The 18,332-nt window shown below is 41.0% G+C and carries 14 protein-coding genes; 8 read left to right on the top strand and 6 right to left on the bottom strand.

What is annotated here, in order from left to right; genetic code table 11:
• The first annotated feature begins 9 nt into the window (after positions 1-9).
• The 3 genes from R2Q94_RS20150 (at position 10) to R2Q94_RS20140 (ending at position 3,325) form a co-directional block, all read left to right on the top strand.
• The gene (locus R2Q94_RS20150; protein ID WP_316823289.1) at positions 10-1,800 is read left to right on the top strand and encodes an acyl-CoA dehydrogenase family protein; all 1,791 of its coding nucleotides are present in this window, start codon (positions 10-12) and stop codon (positions 1,798-1,800) included.
• Between the two features lie 130 nt (positions 1,801-1,930).
• Entirely contained in the window at positions 1,931-2,419 is a 489-nt protein-coding gene (locus tag R2Q94_RS20145; RefSeq protein ID WP_316823288.1) for an FKBP-type peptidyl-prolyl cis-trans isomerase, read from the top strand.
• Positions 2,420-2,428: 9 nt separating this feature from the next.
• A complete protein-coding gene (locus tag R2Q94_RS20140) occupies positions 2,429-3,325 on the top strand; it encodes an FKBP-type peptidyl-prolyl cis-trans isomerase (protein ID WP_316823287.1) in 897 nt (298 codons plus the stop codon).
• Positions 3,326-3,342: 17 nt separating this feature from the next.
• On the opposite strand, the gene R2Q94_RS20135 is transcribed toward R2Q94_RS20140, so the two are convergent.
• Together R2Q94_RS20135 and R2Q94_RS20130 are read right to left on the bottom strand one after the other, a co-directional pair.
• Positions 3,343-4,650, bottom strand: coding sequence for a deoxyribodipyrimidine photo-lyase (locus R2Q94_RS20135; protein WP_316823286.1), 1,308 nt, complete (start codon positions 4,648-4,650; stop codon positions 3,343-3,345).
• A gap of 61 nt (positions 4,651-4,711) precedes the next feature.
• A complete protein-coding gene (locus R2Q94_RS20130; protein ID WP_316823285.1) occupies positions 4,712-5,635 on the bottom strand; it encodes a TIGR01777 family oxidoreductase in 924 nt (307 codons plus the stop codon).
• Between the two features lie 152 nt (positions 5,636-5,787).
• On the opposite strand from R2Q94_RS20130, the gene R2Q94_RS20125 reads away from it, so the two are divergent.
• On the top strand, positions 5,788-7,080 hold the full coding sequence (locus tag R2Q94_RS20125; RefSeq protein WP_316823284.1) for a DASH family cryptochrome: 1,293 nt from the start codon (positions 5,788-5,790) through the stop codon (positions 7,078-7,080).
• Here R2Q94_RS20125 and R2Q94_RS20120 read toward each other — a convergent pair whose 3' ends face one another.
• Positions 7,081-7,569 carry a hypothetical protein gene (locus tag R2Q94_RS20120; RefSeq protein ID WP_316823283.1) on the bottom strand — a complete coding sequence of 163 codons (489 nt, stop codon included), beginning with the start codon at positions 7,567-7,569 and terminating at the stop codon, positions 7,081-7,083.
• A 361-nt stretch (positions 7,570-7,930) separates the two neighbouring features.
• Between R2Q94_RS20120 and R2Q94_RS20115 the strand changes: the two genes are divergently transcribed.
• The 4 genes from R2Q94_RS20115 (at position 7,931) to odhB (ending at position 13,670) form a co-directional block, all read left to right on the top strand.
• Positions 7,931-8,635 (top strand): LytTR family DNA-binding domain-containing protein, encoded by a 705-nt coding sequence (locus R2Q94_RS20115; protein ID WP_316823282.1) that lies wholly within the window; start codon positions 7,931-7,933, stop codon positions 8,633-8,635.
• A gap of 55 nt (positions 8,636-8,690) precedes the next feature.
• A complete protein-coding gene (locus tag R2Q94_RS20110) occupies positions 8,691-9,569 on the top strand; it encodes a MerR family transcriptional regulator (protein WP_316823281.1) in 879 nt (292 codons plus the stop codon).
• A gap of 64 nt (positions 9,570-9,633) precedes the next feature.
• Positions 9,634-12,426 (top strand): 2-oxoglutarate dehydrogenase E1 component, encoded by a 2,793-nt coding sequence (locus R2Q94_RS20105; RefSeq protein WP_316823280.1) that lies wholly within the window; start codon positions 9,634-9,636, stop codon positions 12,424-12,426.
• A gap of 20 nt (positions 12,427-12,446) precedes the next feature.
• Positions 12,447-13,670, top strand: a complete 1,224-nt coding sequence (gene odhB, locus R2Q94_RS20100) for a 2-oxoglutarate dehydrogenase complex dihydrolipoyllysine-residue succinyltransferase (protein ID WP_316823279.1) — start codon at positions 12,447-12,449, stop codon at positions 13,668-13,670.
• Between the two features lie 315 nt (positions 13,671-13,985).
• On the opposite strand, the gene R2Q94_RS20095 is transcribed toward odhB, so the two are convergent.
• From R2Q94_RS20095 to R2Q94_RS20085, 3 genes are all read right to left on the bottom strand, one after another.
• On the bottom strand, positions 13,986-14,720 hold the full coding sequence (locus tag R2Q94_RS20095; RefSeq protein WP_316823278.1) for a head GIN domain-containing protein: 735 nt from the start codon (positions 14,718-14,720) through the stop codon (positions 13,986-13,988).
• A gap of 63 nt (positions 14,721-14,783) precedes the next feature.
• Positions 14,784-16,442, bottom strand: coding sequence for a M1 family metallopeptidase (locus tag R2Q94_RS20090; protein WP_316823277.1), 1,659 nt, complete (start codon positions 16,440-16,442; stop codon positions 14,784-14,786).
• A 7-nt stretch (positions 16,443-16,449) separates the two neighbouring features.
• Positions 16,450-18,327: a CocE/NonD family hydrolase gene (locus R2Q94_RS20085; protein ID WP_316823276.1), complete on the bottom strand. Its 1,878-nt coding sequence runs from the start codon at positions 18,325-18,327 to the stop codon at positions 16,450-16,452.
• Positions 18,328-18,332 lie beyond the last annotated feature (5 nt).

The raw sequence follows: 18,332 nt of genomic DNA, 5'->3' as shown, positions 1-18,332 counted from the left end.
CAGGATATTATGGAAACTACAGACAAAAAAACAATTAAAGGTGGAGCGTTTTTAATTACAGAAACCAATTACCAGGATGTATTTATTCCTGAAGAATTTGATGAAGAGCAACAAATGATTGCGCAAACCTGTCGGGATTTTCTCGCAACAGAGGTTTATCCAAACCTGGATCGTATCGATACTCAGGAAGAAGGTTTGATGCCTTCATTAATGGATAAAGCAGGTGCCCTAGGTATTTTAGGTGTTTCCATCCCGGAAGAATTCGGTGGTTTTGGAAAAAATTTCAATACTTCGATGCTGGTTGCAGATGTGATTGGTGCCGGGCATTCTTTTGCCGTAGCACTCTCCGCGCATACCGGAATAGGGACACTGCCGATCTTATATTATGGTAATGAAGCACAAAAGGAAAAGTATATTCCAAAACTGGGAACCGGTGAATGGAAAGCCGCTTATTGTTTAACAGAACCTAATTCTGGTTCGGATGCCAATTCCGGAAAAACAAAGGCAAAGCTTTCTGCAGATGGGACACATTACCTGATCACTGGTCAGAAAATGTGGATCACCAATGGTGGTTTCGCGGATATCTTTATTGTATTTGCTAAAATTGATGACGATGCCAATTTAACCGCTTTCATCGTGGAGCGTGACTTTGGAGGCATTACCATGAATCCGGAAGAACATAAAATGGGGATCAAAGGTTCTTCTACCAGACAGGTTTTCTTTAATGATTGCCCGGTACCGGTAGAAAATATGCTTTCTGAGCGTCAGAATGGGTTTAAAATTGCGGTGAATATTCTAAATATCGGCCGTATTAAATTGTCGGCAGCCGCGATTGGTGCCTCTAAAGCAGTAATCGACACCGCAGTGAATTATTCAAATGAAAGAATTCAATTCGATCGCCCGATTTCTAAATATGGTGCCATCCGTTACAAATTGGCGGAAATGGCCGCAAAGGTATATGCTGTAGAATCGGCAAATTATCGTGCCGGACAAAATATTGATGATGCTTATGAACGCCTGGTTGCCGGTGGTATGGACGCGAGTAAAGCCAAACTGAAATCTACAGAAGAATATGCGGTAGAATGTGCCATTCTGAAAGTTTGGGGTTCGGAAGCCCTGGATTATGTCGTAGACGAAGGTGTTCAGATTTACGGAGGGATGGGTTTCTCAGCAGAAGCACCAATGGACCGTGCTTACCGTGATGCCAGAATCAACAGAATTTTTGAAGGGACCAACGAAATCAACAGGTTGCTGACTGTAGATATGATGTTGAAGCGTGCCATGAAAGGGGAGTTGGATTTGATGACTCCTGCAACTGCGGTTGCAGCAGAATTAATGTCGATCCCTGATTTCGGAGAAGAAGATGATGCTTTATTTGCTGCGGAAAAGAAAATCATTAAAAACCTGAAAAAGGCAACTTTAATGGTAGCCGGTGCTGCGGTTCAGAAATTGATGATGAGCCTTTCCAAGGAACAGGAGATTTTAATGAATATTGCAGACATGGCCAGCTATGTATATGTGGCAGAATCAGCAATGCTGAGGACAGAAAAACTGGTTAGCATCCGAGGTGAAGCCGCTTGTGAAGGCCAACTGAATATGATGCGCATTTATTTTGTAGAGGCAGTGGATGCCTTGCAAAAAGCAGGTAAAGAAGCATTATGGGCATTTGCCGATGGTGATGAACAGCGCATGATGATGGTGGGCTTACGTCGCTTTACCAAAATGGAGGCCTTTAATGTGAAAGATGCCCGTCAAAAGGTAGCTCAACAAGTTATTGCCGCCAATAAATATTGCTATTAAAAAATTGATTCATAATTAAACCTGGACGCTCTTAATTTAATTAAGGGCGTTTTTTTTGATCCCGGCTTTCTATTTGTTAAAATTGGTTAAAAATTGTGCTATCGCCAATAAAAGAGTATTTTTGTCTATTATGTTAAAAAACAAGATTTTGCTGTTGTTGTTTCTTGGCTGCGCTTTCTTTGCTGCATGTGAGCAAACACCACCTTATGATGGGGTAAAGCAGCTGGAATTGGACGCTTTAACGATAAAAAAATATAAAGACTCTATTGGCGCAGCAGCTGACAGTATAATTGTAGATCCTTCAGGATTGAACTATCAAATCATCACAAAAGGTCAAGGTACAGTTTTTCCAAAAGACACAGACCAGGTTGTGGTGTACTATGAAGGACGAATTTTACGTTCAGCATCAACATTTGAGTCCGTACCAGAAACGGATTCGGTGGTGGTCGACCTCAATAAGGCGATGCCAGGCTGGAAAATCGGACTGGGGAAAATCACTAAAGGAGGCCGGATCAGAATGATCATTCCTTCTGCCCTGGGATACGAAAATTTTACCGGATCAGGAATTCCTCCATTCTCAATATTAGATTATACCGTTACCTTAAAGAATATAAAATAGAAAATACAAATGATTAAAAAGTTATCACTTTATACCGTCGCTTTATTGGCGACAATCGTTATTTTTAGCTCCTGTAAAAAGGATTATGAAACTATTCAGACCTTAGATGAAACCAAACTAACTGAATATTTCGCAAAAAACAATATTACTGCTATTCCAGATTCTGCTAAGACCGGTTATTTCTATGTGTTGAATCAACCTGCAGGAAGTACAGATCCAGTTTATAAATTAACAGATTCAGTACGTTACAGCATTAAGATTGCTGGTTTTTCTGCCGGAACGGTTTATGCTGCTACGCCAACTACACGTAACGATGGGCAAAGGGTAGGATCTGCATTTGGGTTTTACGGTAAAACTATTCCTGCAATTTCCAATGTCTTGCGCAAATTACAACCTGGAGGTACTGCTACAATTTACCTGCCTTCTTATCTGGCTTTTGGTAAAAATGGCATTTCAGCTGCAGGAATTCCTTCTAATGAGATCCTGATTCTGACGATCAACAGTTTTAAAGAAAGTCAGGCATTACTGGATGATATGCACATCAATGCTTATTTAAAAGCGAACTCACTTACAGCAGTAAAGGATCCAAGTGGAATTTATCTACAAACCATTACTGCAGGTACCGGAACTGACCTCATTAACCTGAATTCATTGGTGAACTTTAGTTATTCCATGAAAACACTGGAGGGAACAAATGCCCAGGAGTCAACCATTACGGTAACTCCAAAAAGCTTGATTACAGGATTCAGAATTATGTTGCCTAAATTCACTAAAGGAACTAAAGTAAGAATGTTTATTCCTTCCGTTTTGGCTTATGGAAATGCAGCAACTACAAGTGGTGATATTATTGCCGCAAACTCCTGCCTGGATTATACCTCGATAGAGATATTAGCAGTGACTAATTAAAATATAAAAGAGCGGCATTATTCATTTAATGCCGCTTTGAAAACTTTCAAGACCCTTTCTCTGGCAAAAGCATGTTCTACAATTGGTAGGGCGTGCTTTAGTTGTTTATAGGCAGGTACCCATTGGTCTACATATGCCAACTTAGGGTCAAACTTCTTCATTTGAAGCTCCGGATTAAATACCCGAAAATAAGGAGCAGCATCATTCCCACATCCGCAGGCCCATTGCCATCCGCCAACATTGCTGGCCATTTCATAATCTAAAAGCCGCTCCGCGAAATAAGCTTCTCCCCATCGCCAGTCGATCAGCAAGTGTTTACATAGAAAACTAGCCACTACCATGCGTACCCGGTTGTGCATATATCCTGTGGCATTGAGTTGTCTCATTCCTGCATCTACCAAAGGGTAGCCGGTATTTCCCTGACACCAGGCCTCAAATTCCTCCGGGCGGTTTCTCCATTTGATGTGGTCGTATTTGGGCTTGAAAGATTTTGTAACCGTATGTGGGAAATGCCATAAAATCATCTGATAGAAGTCTCTCCAGGCAAGTTCAGAAAGCCATTTATCCGCCTTCTGTTCCAGGGCAGCCCTAACAGCATTTCTGATGCTGATGGTGCCGAAGCGTAAGTGAATGCCGATATGTGAGGTCGCATCCGCTGCCGGAAAATCTCTTTTCTTTTCGTAATCATTGAGCTTTTCCTCGAAATTTTTATCCGGAAATTTTAAGGTACTGGCCTCAAATCCGATCTCTTCTAAATCAGGGATGGGAAAAGGCTTGATTTGCCAGAAATTCTGAAAGTATTTTTCCGTTGGATAGGCCTTTGCATAAAAGTCATTGAGTTTTTGCTGCCATTGACGGAAATATGGTGTAAATACCGTATAGGGAAGTCCATCGGACTTTTTGATTTCATTTTTTTCAAAGATAACCTGGTCTTTATAGCTATAAAAACTGATGTTTTTTGCCTGGAGCTGAACAGTGATTGCAGCATCTCTTTTGATGGCATCAGGTTCATAATCATGGTTGGTGTAAACGGCATTAATCTGATAGGTTTCGCAAAGTGTTGCCCATACCTCCGAAGGTTTCCCATGTTTAACCAGGATGGAAGAACCCTGAGTTTTTTGTAAAGTAGTATTGAGGCGATTTAAAGTTTGATGTAGGAAGCTGACTCTTGCATCCTGTTTGTTGCTCAGTTTGCTCAGGATGTCTGTGTCGAAAATGAATAGCAGTAATACTGGATACTCACTTTTTAAAGCATGGTAAATGGCTGCATTGTCTTCAAGTCGTAAGTCTCTTCGCAACCAGCAGATGTTAATTTTAGGCTTCATTACAGGTGTTTAAAGATTTCATAAATACGGGATTTATGAAGGCTGGATTATTTTAAATTGATTAAATATTTGAATCAGGCTGTTGGTAAATATGGTTTAGCGCCATGCGAAGTTGCGGATATTTAAACGTAAATCCGGTATGCAATAATTTTTCCGGGGAAGTATGAGTGCTATCCAATACGATTTCGCTGAGTTCTCCAAGGAGCATTTTTAAGAGAAAATTCGGAACATGGATGGGCCAGACCGGGCGTTTCAGTTGGTTTGCAATGGCTTTAGTGAGTTCGAGGTTGCGGGCAGGTTGAGCTGCACAAGCATTGTAAGCACCGCTATAAATCTCATTTTCTACGGAATTCCTGAACATTTCGACCACATCATCGACATGTACCCAGGGCACCCATTGTTTAGCGCTCCCCAGTCCAGCGCCCAGAAAATAGCGGATGGGTTGCTCCATCGCTTTTAGTGCGCCTTCAGACCGGGCAAGGATAAAGCCTAATCTCCATTTTACTACACGAATGCCCAGTTCAATCCCTTCATCCACCGCCGCCTCCCATTGTGCACAGCAGCTGGCCAGAAATCCGGTCCCATTCGGGCTTTCTTCTGTTAATATTTCTTCTCCACGATCTCCATAGTAGCCTACTGCGGATGCAGAGATAAAGGTTTTTACCGGAGCTTTTTGTTCTTTTATGGCTTGATAAAGTAGTTGTGCAGATTTCACGCGACTATCGATTATCTCTTTTTTGCGCGCTGCGGTCCATCTTTTCGAGGCAATGTTTTCTCCCGCAAGGTGAATGATGGTGTCTACACCCGATAGGCAATTAGGGTCAATCTTGAATTTCTCGACATCCCATAGGTAAACTTTTACACCTTCTATTTTTGAGTTTTTTCTGGAAAGTATGCTCAGTTTATGTCCTTTTTTCAATAACAAGGCGATGAGTCTCTGGCCAATCATGCCTGTTGCCCCAGTGATCAAAATGTGCTTGTCCATTTTCGTATAACCAATTAATTGTGTTTTAGTTTGCCATTTTCCATATATCGGCCAAATGTTTGTTGCGCTTATGTAAATATTGCTTTATGAATTCGTACTAAGCTAAAAAATCGTATATTTTTGTTTATTGTATGTCAGTTACTCAGTCTTTAATGAAATCTAAAAGAATACTCGTTTGGTTTAGAAATGATCTTCGATTACACGACAATGAAATGTTGGTTGAAGCACTTGCTAAATCTGAGAGTATTTTGCCGGTTTATTTCTTTGACCCGCAATATTTTCATAAGACCAGATTTGAAACTTTAAAGACCGGCATACATCGGGCGAAATTTCTCCTGGAAAGTGTAGCTGCATTAAGGCTGTCTTTTCAAAAATTGGGTGGAGACATCTTATTGGTGAATGGAAGTCCGGAAGAATTCATGACAAAGCTGGTGAGCGACTTCGAAATTTCTGAAGTTTATCACCATCGGGAGGTCGCGCCGGAAGAAACCTTAGTTTCTACCAGAATGGAAGACCTGTTATGGAAACAGAAAATCAATTTAAAACATTTCATCGGTCATACCTTATATAATAAGGAGGACCTTCCTTTTCCAATCAAGGATATTCCTGACGTTTTTGCGCAATTTAAAAAGAAAACAGAACGGGATGCGATGGTAAAGTCCTGTTTCCCGAGTCCGGAGGAGATCACATTTGTGGAAAATGAAGATTGGGGTGCATTACCTACACTTGAGGATCTGGGCTTTGAAGTGAATACTGAAGATTTTCCTCCTTTTGCATTTACTGGTGGTGAAGATGCTGGTTTATTACATCTAAAAGAATTGTTACTCGAAGGTGCAGAAATCCATCAGAAGCCGGTGAAAAATACGGGAGGACAGCAGGGTTTTTCTTCCAGGTTGTCTGGCTGGCTTTCTTTAGGCTGTTTGTCTCCAAGAAAAGTGTACTGGAAACTGAAAGCTGCCGAAGCAGAGTTTGGTGGTAACGCCAATTTTAATCAGATCCTATTGGGCTTATTGTGGCGTGATTATTTCAGGTTCATGTTCAAAAAGCATGGAATTAGCTTTTTTCAGGAACCGGAAGAATTTGAAAAGGAGTTTTTTAGTCCGACAGAAAATGAGCATCCTGATCTGATCAAATGGAAATCCGGTCATACCGGGAATCCAATCGTTGACCGGTATATGCATGATTTGAATGTTCATGGATTTATTTCACATACAGGACGCTTGCTGGTGGCTACTTTCTTAATTCATATCCTAAAGGTTCACTGGACCAATGGCGCTGTTTATTTTGAGGAAAAGCTGATCGATTATGCTCCGGCAAGTAACTGGGGGAATTGGGCAAATGTTGCTGCTGCCGGAAAGGATTCCAAAACGAAAAATACTTTTGATCTGGAAAAGCAAATCAAGCTTTTGGAAACGATCGTTCCGGATCCTTCTCTGATGGCCTAATCAGGATTTTTTGATCCGATCAATTACGTCCATGTCATCATCCGTAGCCCTGATCACCAAAATCTGTTTATTGTTTTCGATATTCATGACCCAAACGATGTCATTTCCTGAACTTACCTTTACAGCAGAACCCATCGTATAGCCTTCATACTGCTGCTGAACTTTTTTTAAGATGTGCCCGGGAATGCTTTTTTCAGTGCCATAACTGAGGTGATAAACAAGATCCCCGTTTTTTGTAAACACGGCCTTATTTTTCTGATCATTGAGAATAAAGTTGACCACAAACCTTTTGTTGATTTCCATCCATTGTGCTTCTTTCGCGTCTTTAAACAGCTGACTAAATGAGTTGGATACCTGTTCAGAGATGATCGCTTTTGTGGCATTTGGTCTGATCGTTACCGTTTCCAGGTTAACCTGTGCTTTTGCCGTTTGGTTGCCCGCAAACAATAGTATGGTGCCAATTGCCAGCGGAATGATTAATTTTTTCATTTTCTTAAGCTTTATTTTCCACTAAATATCGCCGGTTTAGAGATGCCAGAAATCGAATTTAGCTGGATGCTGGAAGTCCTGCTTTGAATAACAGGATTAGTCCGTCGAACTGAATTGTTGCCCGGAATTTGTAACTCAGGTCAGTTATAAGGTCGTTGGTCTCTGGTTTACAGTGATTTATTTTAAAACGTTTTCATGGAATGATTGTTGTAAAATCATCGTGCTGGTTTCAGCGCTTTGGACCTGTACTAAATTCATCCCTAATCTTTATTTTTTGAGTTTTGTCTCCCATCAGGTTTGCTGAATAAGCAAGTGCTGTTAGGGGAAATGATAGTTTTGGATTTTTCAAAAAAAGTAAAAGATGCATTTGAGATGTTTACTCGTGGACGATGAATTGATGGCTCAAAAGATCCTCAGGCAATACATTCAACTGGTGGATCAACTGGAGTTGGTAGCTACCTGTAGTAATGCTTTTCAGGCTATGGAGATTTTAAAGACAGATAAGATTGATCTTTTATTTCTGGACATACAAATGCCCCGATTGTTGGGTACAAGTTTGATAAAGACTCTCCAGCATCCACCAAAGGTGATCTTTGTGACTGCCCATGAGCAATATGCAGTTGAGGCATTCGAATTGGATGCCATCGACTTTTTACTGAAACCGGTGAGTCTGGAACGCTTTCTCAAAGCCGTGAATAAAGTCATTGGTGTTGGGCTGGGATTAGAAGACAAATTACCCGGATCTGGTATGGAATTTATTTGTTTCCGTGCCAATAGAAAGACGATAAAAGTATTTCTGGATCAAATCATCTATATCGAGAGTATCAAGGATTATATTAAAATATATCGGGATCAGGAACCTCCTTTATTAGTGAAACATTCTCTGGCTGCTTTAGAAGGAATGTTGTCACATCATTTGTTTATACGGATTCACCGGTCCTTTATTGTTTCCATTAAACGGATCACCGCCTTTACCAGCTATGATGTGGAGTTGGATACACTTGAAATTCCAATAGGAAGGCGTTTTGCTGCTCAGGTGAAACGGCTCTCTTTAATGAAAGGTTGATCGGAACCTGTTTTGTGCTAAACAAAGCGGTTGAACTTTTGTTGTCCATTATAACGTGAGGAAATTTTCAATAAGTGATATCGAAGGGCTGATTGGCATCAAAGCGCATACCATCAGAGCGTGGGAGGTGAGGTATAACCTGGTTCCACCAAAACGTACAGCAACGAATATTCGTTTCTACAATGAGGAGGATCTCAGAACCTTGCTGAATATTGTGGCCTTGAATGAAAATGGCTATAAGATCAGTAAGATCGCCCGAATGGACAGGATGCTGATCTCTAATCTGGTTGGACAGCTGAAGAATGATTTGAGCAAGGAATCTATGCAACTGATGACTTTGTGCAGGGCGACCATAGATTTTGATGAATCCGCATTTGTGAGCGTTTTAGATTCCTGTATAGAGGAAATGGGATTGGTCAAAACTATGGATCTTGTCATTTTCCCTTTTATGAAGAAAACAGGAATGCTATGGCAAACCGGGGCAATCGACCCGGCTCATGAACATTTTGCCTCCAACCTGATCCGGGACCGGATCATTATTGAGATCAATAAAGTTGAACACACCAAACGTTTAAAAAACAAAAAGTTTTTGCTGTTTCTTCCTGAAACAGAAATGCATGAAAATGGCCTGCTTTTTGCCCGTTACTTATTGAAAAGCCGGGGGCATGATAGTCTCTACCTCGGATTGGAAACTCCTTATTCAGATTTAAAAAAAGTAGTAGACTCGTATCAGCCAGATTTTGCTTTTACGGTTTTAACTTCACTGAATTTGGGTAAAAACGTGAATAAAATAATAGGTAAAGTGATGGATCACCTTAGCGTGCCCCTGTTAGTTGCAGGCAGTTTAATCTCTGAATTTGATATCCTTGTTCAAGATCGGCTTACGCCGCTAAAGAATGTCCGGGATATGACGGATTTTTTGGAATATTTATAAAGAAACTTGCCCTACTTAATAGGTAAAATCCTAATTTTGCTTCAATATAGCATATAGACACATAATGGATAATTTATCTTATCTCAGCGGCGAAAACGCCGAATACGTAGAGTCCCTTTATCAAGCATTTAAGGAAGATCCCAATTCGGTTGAATTTGGTTGGCAAAAATTTTTTGAAGGCTTTGACTTCGGCAGAAGCTCATCTCCGGTTACAGGAGAGGATACGCCTGAACATTTCCTAAAAGAAGTGAGTGTTTTAAACATGATCAATGGTTACCGTCAGCGTGGCCACTTGTTTACGCATACTAACCCGGTTAGGGAGAGACGTAAGCACTTGCCGACTTTAGATCTGGTAAATTTCAATTTGTCTGATGCTGATCTGGATACTGTATTTAATGCGGGTATTGAGCTTGGGATCGGTGCGGTTAAGTTAAGCGAAATTGTTGCTTTCTTAAATCAAACCTATTGCCGTTCAATCGGTGCGGAATATAAATACGTTCGTACTCCAGAAGTCTTGTCATGGATCGAGAAGAAAATGGAAAGTGTTCGTAACACGCCTAATTTCTCTATCGAGGAGAAAACAAGAATCCTTAAAAAATTAAATGAGGCAGTATGCTTTGAGAGTTTCCTGGGTACCAAGTTCCTGGGGCAAAAAAGATTCTCTCTGGAGGGTGCTGAAGCATTGATCCCTGCATTAGACTCAGTGATTGAAAAGGGTGCTGCGCTAGGTATTCAGGAATTTGTGATTGGAATGGCGCATCGTGGAAGGCTAAATGTGTTGGCCAACATTATGCAAAAATCCTATAAAGATATTTTTGCTGAATTTGAAGGTAAAGGATATAGTGCGGAATCACCTTTTGGTGGTGACGTGAAATATCACCTGGGTTATTCAACAGATGTAACGACCAATGATGGTAAAAATGTTCACTTGAGTTTATGTCCTAACCCTTCGCATCTGGAAACAGTGAACGGAGTGGTTGAAGGAATGACCAGGTCGAAGATAGATTTCAAATATGATGGTGATGATGCCCGCATTGCACCAATTCTGATCCATGGTGATGCTTCTATCGCCGGTCAGGGGATTGTTTATGAAGTGATTCAGATGGCAGGACTAGACGGTTACAAAACCGGAGGTACCATTCACCTGATCATCAACAACCAGATTGGTTTCACTACCAATTATAAAGATGCACGTTCGAGTACTTATTGTACAGATATCGCTAAAGTAACTTTGTCGCCAGTTTTCCATGTGAATGGAGATGATGTGGAAGCTTTGGTTTATGCGATCAACCTGGCAATGGAGTACCGTCAGAAATATAAAAATGATGTGTTCATCGATATCTTATGTTACCGTAGATTCGGTCATAATGAATCTGATGAACCAAAATTCACCCAACCTTTATTATACAAAGCAATTGAGAAACACTCGAATCCACGTGATATCTATGTAGCTCAATTGATTAAAGAAGGTAAATTGGAGGCGACTGTTGCAAAAACAATGGAAAAAGAATTCCGTGGTATTTTGCAGGAGCGTTTGAATGAAGCAAAAGCAATTACTTCTACTTATCAGGATGTAAAATTCGGTGGTGCATGGAAAGACATGCGTATTGCTACGGTAAAAGATTTTGAAACTTCTCCTGACACTTCAGTAAACAAAGAGGTTTTACTGGATGTAGCCAAGAAAATTTCAACACTTCCTTCAGATAAAAAGTTCTTTAAGAAAATTGAAAAGCTTTTTGATGAGCGTAGTAAAATGGCCAATGATACTCATGTGTTCGATTGGGCAATGGGTGAGCAACTGGCTTACGGTACTTTACTGGAAGAAGGAAAACGTGTTCGTTTAAGTGGTCAGGATGTAGAAAGAGGGACTTTCTCTCACCGTCATGCGGTATTGACATTAGAGGATTCTGAAGAAGAGTACATCCCATTGGCACATGTATCTGCCAGTCAGGCATCTTTTGATATTTACAACTCTCACTTATCCGAGTATGGTGTATTGGGCTTTGAATATGGTTATGCCATGGCGAATCCAAATGCATTGACAATTTGGGAAGCACAGTTTGGTGACTTCTTTAATGGTGCTCAGATTGTAGTAGATCAATATATTGCCAGTGCGGAAACAAAATGGCAACGTGAAAATGGTTTGGTGATGTTATTGCCACATGGTTATGAAGGTCAGGGTCCGGAGCATTCTTCGGCGCGTATTGAGCGTTTCATGGAGCTTTGTGCAGATTATAACATGCAGGTAACCAACTGTTCAACGCCTGCGAATTTCTTCCATGCGATCCGCAGACAATTCAAACGTGATTTCAGAAAGCCATTGGTGGTTTTTACACCGAAAAGTCTTTTACGTCACCCTGCCTGTGTGTCTAAATTAGCCGACTTTACGGAAGGTAGATTCGAGGAAGTGATTGATGATGCAAATGTGAAAGCAGCTGAAGTAACCAGAGTATTGTTCTGTACAGGAAAGATCTATTATGAGTTGTTGGAGAAACAACAAAAAGATCAGGTTAAAAATGTCGCTATCGTAAGGGTAGAGCAATTGTATCCAACTCCGGTGGCGCAGATGGAAGAAGTTTACGCGAAATATAAAAATGCTACTGAAGCGGTTTGGGTTCAGGAAGAGCCTGAAAACATGGGTGCATGGCCATATTTGTTGCGTAGACTAAGAAAAACTATCTTTAATGATATCGACGTGATTTCAAGAAAAGAGAGCAGCAGTACGGCATCAGGATTTGCAAAACAACATGCAGATCAGCAAGCGTATATTTTAGCAAAATCTTTCGAAGTTCCTGTTTCTAAAACAGAAAAAGACATCGCTAAAAAGTCTGTGAGTAAAGTATATAATGTAGATTAGAAAAATATAATACATCAGTTATGAGTCTAGAAATAAAAGTTCCGCCGGTAGGCGAGTCGATTACCGAAGTTGTTTTGTCACGTTGGGTGAAAAATGATGGTGATGTAGTAGAAATGGATGAAGTGATTGCCGAATTAGAATCTGATAAAGCAACTTTTGAATTAACTGCAGAACAGGCTGGAACTTTAAAGATTGTTGCTGCCGAAGGTGATACCTTGGCTATTGGTGCAGTCGTTTGTAATATTGAAGAAGGTGGTGCTGCTCCTGCAGCTAAAGCTGAAGAAGCACCTAAAGCAGCTGTTGCTGCTGATAAAGCTGCAGCTCCTGTAGCTGCTCCTGCGAAATCTGGTGATAGCTATGCTACTGGTACACCTTCTCCATCTGCGGGTAAAATTCTTGCAGAAAAAGGTGTGGATGCAGGTACGGTAAAAGGTACAGGTGTTGACGGAAGAATCACTAAAGAGGACGCTTTAAAAGCGGAAAAAGCGAGCCCTAAAGCTGCAGCCCCTGCTGCTGCGCCAGTTGCAACTGCTGTAGCAGGTGCAAGAGCGGAACGCAGACAGAAAATGTCGCCATTGCGTAAGACGGTTGCCAAGCGTTTGGTAGCAGTGAAAAACGAAACTGCGATGTTGACTACTTTTAACGAGGTAAACATGAAACCAATCATGGATCTTCGTTCAAAATATAAAGATCAGTTTAAAGAAAAATATGGCGTTGGACTAGGTTTCATGAGTTTCTTCACAAAAGCAGTTTGCGAAGCAGCAAAAGATTTCCCTGCAGTAAACGCTAGAATTGATGGTGAAGAGGTGGTTTACAATGACTTTGTAGACGTTTCTATCGCTGTTTCTGCACCTAAAGGATTGGTTGTTCCAATTATCAGAAATGCGGAAAGCATGACTTTGGCTCAGATTGAAAAAACAGTTATTGAATTGGCTACTAAAGCTCGCGATAGCAAATTGACGATCGAAGAAATGACAGGTGGTACTTTTACGATCACTAATGGTGGTGTATTTGGTTCTATGATGTCTACGCCAATTATCAATTCTCCACAATCGGCTATTTTAGGCATGCACAATATTATTGAGCGTCCTATTGCAGAAAAAGGGGAAGTGGTGATCCGTCCGATGATGTATTTGGCATTATCTTATGATCACCGTATCATTGATGGTAGAGAGTCGGTAGGGTTCTTAGTTAGAGTGAAACAATTATTAGAAGATCCAGCAAGATTACTATTAGGTATCTAGGATATCTTTCTTAATACAAGAAGAGGTTGTCTCATCGATTAAAGATGGTCAACCTCTTTTTTTTGTCCTCTGTTATGCTCAGTTAAGTTATTATATTTGGTATTCAACTAAGATAAATCACCTTCAGTGTTTTGCTTACAATGAATTGGAGAAAGGAAAGAATCTGCTGCAAAATCCAGGTTGGTAATACAAAAATGGGGCTAAAATCATGATTTTAGCCCCATTTTGTGTCAAATACTTTATAAATGATGTACTACGTTTTTAAGTTCTGTCTTTTATATTCTAACTTTTAAAGGAAGAACCTATTTTTAGTATTTAGTCGATTTTCCTCACCTTTCCTGAACCAGCTATTGCCTTGCTAATAGTTGGATTTCCGGTATAATTGATGTTTCCAGACCCACTGATGGCTGCTTCCAGACTTTTTTGCGCCTGGATATGAACTGATCCGGACCCACTGATGTGCGCCTGAACATCATCTGCAGAAAGTTCTTTGCCGGAAAAATTGCCTGATCCGCTGATCGCTACTTCTGCCTTTTTTGTTTTTCCGCTAATGTTTAATCCGCCGGAACCGCTAATTGCTGCATCTATGCTTTGCGCATTTATTGTTGCTTTGATGTTTCCGGAACCACTGATAGCCACATCAAATGAGTTGGCATTAATGGCTTGTTCGACCTCGATTGAACCTGATCCTGCCACTGCCAGATTGGTTAGTTTTTTTGCAGTGATGTAGGCGGTTACTTTGGAATTGCCAAATTTCTTGAACCATTCATTCCATTGCGATTTTTTAGGTTTGATGGATAAAGTACCGTTTTTTACTTCAGTGATGAGTTCATCTATGGCTTCCTGATCTCCCTCAAGTCTTAAACTTTCTGTATTTCCCAATTTTACGTAGGCTTTAACTGAGCCTCCTATGGCAATTCCAGTGAAATCACTCACTTTTCTTTCGTCATTCAAAAGATGCGAAGCACTGATTCTTATAGCCGGTTTAGCCTGGCTATGTAATCCCAGGCTCAATAATCCAAATGTTAATAGTAAACTTAGTTTTTTCATGATGTTTTCGGTTTTCTATAAGACGCTGTGCTATTCCCTTTTGTTGCAGGGATTTACAATTATTTATAATATATTTTTAGTCTTTATATAAAAATTCGGGTCCACCTGGAAATTATCCTTGGTTATCCCAGGATTTAAATTGATAGTTTTCCATTTTGTACCTGGATAAATGAAGGAGAATTCAGCAGGTTTCAAACTTACTTTGACCGGCATATCAAAATTCTTTACGACATTGGTCCAGCGGTAAGTTAATTTGTTTCCTTCGATTTTATATTCCAAAACCGGCACCATAATCGTTCTCAGATACTGATCAAATACTTTGTCGAGCTTTAATCCACTTTGTTTGGCGATGTAATGCTCAACTTCCTCAGTAGTTACGGTTTTATGGTAAAAGGTTTTGTTCATTCCCCTCAGAATACTTCGGAACTTCTCATCATTATTGATCAGTTGTCTGATGGTATGCACCATATTGGCTCCTTTATAATACATATCTCCGGAACCTTCATGGTTGACGCCATAGATGCCAATGATTGGAATATCGTTGAGAATGGCTTTTCTGACCCCGATTACATAAGCTGAACCTGCTTTTTTTCCTTGAGTGGATTCGGTGAAAAGCGCTTCAGAGTAGTTGGTGAAACTCTCATGAATCCACATATCGGCGATGTCTTTGGAGGTAATGTTGTTTCCAAACCACTCATGACCACTTTCATGGATGGTGATGAAATCGAACTTCATTCCCCAACCGGAACCGGAAAGGTCCCGGCCCAGATAGCCTTGTTTAAACTGGTTGCCATAAGCAACTGCGCTTTGGTGTTCCATCCCCAGATGAGGGGCCTGAACGAGTTTATAACCATCTTCATAAAAGGGGTAGGGGCCAAACCAGTGTTCAAATGATTTGAGCATGGGTTTCACATCTGCATCCCAATGTGGGCGGGCCTTGGTGCTGTCTTCTTTTAGCGACCAGTAATCGATGCTGAGCTTTCCTTTTTCACCATCGAACTCATCAGACCAATGGGCATATTTACCAATATACAGGGCAACATTATAGTTGTTGATAGGGTTGTTGACAAACCAATTGTATTGGGTATAGCCATCAGGCTGTTCAACGATGCTTCTTAAACGGCCATTGGACACGTCCTGGAGTCCTTTGGGTACACTGATGCTGATCATCATACTGTCTACTTCATCGCTTTGATGGTCTTTGGTGGGCCACCAGCTGCTAGCTCCCAATCCCTGACAGGCCATCGATACCCATGGGTTTCCTGATTTGTCTTTGCTGAAAATGAATCCGCCATCCCATGGTGGGGTTTTGGCAATGATGGGATTTCCGGCGTAAAATACGGTGAAACTTTCTTTGCTACCTTTTTTTATGGTTTGAGGAAAGCTCACAAATACCGCATTGAATTCTCTGCTGAAAGGGAGTTCCTGGTTTTTATAGAGCACTTTTTCCACTTTCAGGTTGGCAAATAAGTCGAACTGCAGCTTGTTGAAATCTTGTGTGGCAGTAAATTGGAATTCATTGCTGCCGCTAATGAATTTCTGGTCAATGTCTACTTTCACATTCAGGTGGTAGTAATTGATATCATAACAGCTGCGCAAAGTACTCAATGTACCTCTTAAGGTATCTGCGCGGTTGAATTCATGTTTTGCTTTGAGCAATTGGGCCTTACTTAGCTGATGACTGCCAAGTAAAGTGAATAATAGAAATATAATCTTCTTCATTTTTAAATTAAGGCTTTAACAGGGTAATGGATACCGCTGAGGCGTTGTTGACATCATGATAAATGCGGTGAGTAGCTTTCTGGAAATCGCTATCTGCCGCATGGTAAATGTCTGTGAATATCTGTGGATTTCGATCCACCAATGGGAACCAGGAATTCTGGACCTGGATCATAATTCTGTGTCCTTTTTTGAAAGTATGTGCCACATCCGGAATGTTGTAATTTACTTTGGTGATTTGTCCGGGAATAAATGGTTCTGGTTTTTCAAAGCTGTTTCTGAACTTCCCGCGCATCACTTCCCCGCGTACCAGCATCTGGTAACCACCCATAATGATATTTTTAGGGTTTGGTTCCATTGGAAGGGCATCTTCCGGATACACGTCGATCAGTTTAACTACATAATCGGCATCAGTTCCTGTAGTAGAAACCACCAGATTTGCCATTAAGGGACCTGCCAGGGTCATGTCTTCTGTTAATACGGAAGTTTGGAAAACCTGTACATCTGGTCGGCGGGCAGCAAAACGCTGGTCATCGATCATATATTCTCTGGTTCTTCTCGCCTGTACACCATCCTGATAAGGAACTGGGGCGTTTGGATCACTTTCGTATTGTTCGAAACTATTGGTGGTTGTTGGTTTTTCAAAACTGAGCTTGCCTTCTGGTTGAAAGTAAAGCATTTTTGTTTCTGTATTTTTTGGTGGCCAGGTTTCAAATCCTTTCCATTCATTGCTACCGGTCAGGAAGATATTGGCTTCTGCCAGTTTCGCATCTGTGCCATTTTTCAGGTATTGCATAAAGAAAGGGAACTCCAGATTTTTCTGATAATCAGTGCTGGTCGCTTGTCCGAAGTTAATGTCTCCGAAGCTTTCACCGGTACTTCTTGACCATCCGCCATGAAACCATGGGCCCATCACAAGGTTGTTTTTTGCGCCAGGATTTTGATCCTCTATGGCCTTATAGGTATGTAATGCGCCATATGCGTCTTCAGCGTCAAATAATCCCCCAACTACCAGTACCGCTGGTTTTACACCTTTTAAATGTGGTCTGATGTTTCTGGATTTCCAGAATTCATCGTAGTTGCCGTGTGCCATGAGGTCATTCCAGAACTGGATGCTATCGGCAAAATATTTTTCCTTTACGTTTTTCAATGCACCTAGGCTCAGGTAGAAGCGGTAATTATCTATAATAGGGTATTTGAAAGGCTTAGGACCTTTGTCGGGAGTAATGGGTTGAGGTCTTGGCACACCAAAAGAAGAATAGAAGCTGAAGGCATCTGCCAGCATAAAAGCACCATTGTGGTGAAAGTCATCTCCCAAAAACCAGTCGGTAACGGGTGCCTGCGGTGATACAGCCTTTAAAGCTTTATGAGCGCCTGGCAATGCTGCCGAGGAATAAAACCCAGGATAGGAGGTGCCATACATTCCTGCTTTACCATTATTGTTGGGAATGTTTTTTAACAACCAATCGATGGTATCATAAGTGTCAGAACTTTCATCAATGTCTTTCTTTCCTTTCTTCTGATCATGATGTGGCCTCACATCCACAAATTCGCCTTCGCTCATCCATTTTCCGCGGACATCCTGGTATACAAAAATAAAGCCTTCTCTCAGGAATAATGGAGAGGGGCCAAGAGTGGTTTTGAATTTATCTGGTCCGTAAGGAGCAACCGTATAGGGCGTTCGGTTGATCATGAAGGGGTATTTATTTTTTGTATCCCTGGGGATATAAATGGCAGTAAACAATTTAATGCCGTCGCGCATTGGAATATTGCGTTCGATTTTGGTGTAATTCTGGCGTACATACGCAGAATCTGACAGCTGGGCAAAGCCGGAGGTTCCTGTAAAGAGCAGCAGGATGGCTAGCCAGGAAAATTTTAAGCGGGTCATGTTAG

This window comes from Pedobacter gandavensis, assembly GCF_032678465.1.
GTDB classification, from domain to species: domain Bacteria; phylum Bacteroidota; class Bacteroidia; order Sphingobacteriales; family Sphingobacteriaceae; genus Pedobacter; species Pedobacter gandavensis_B.
This window is presented reverse-complemented; position numbering and strand designations above follow the sequence as displayed.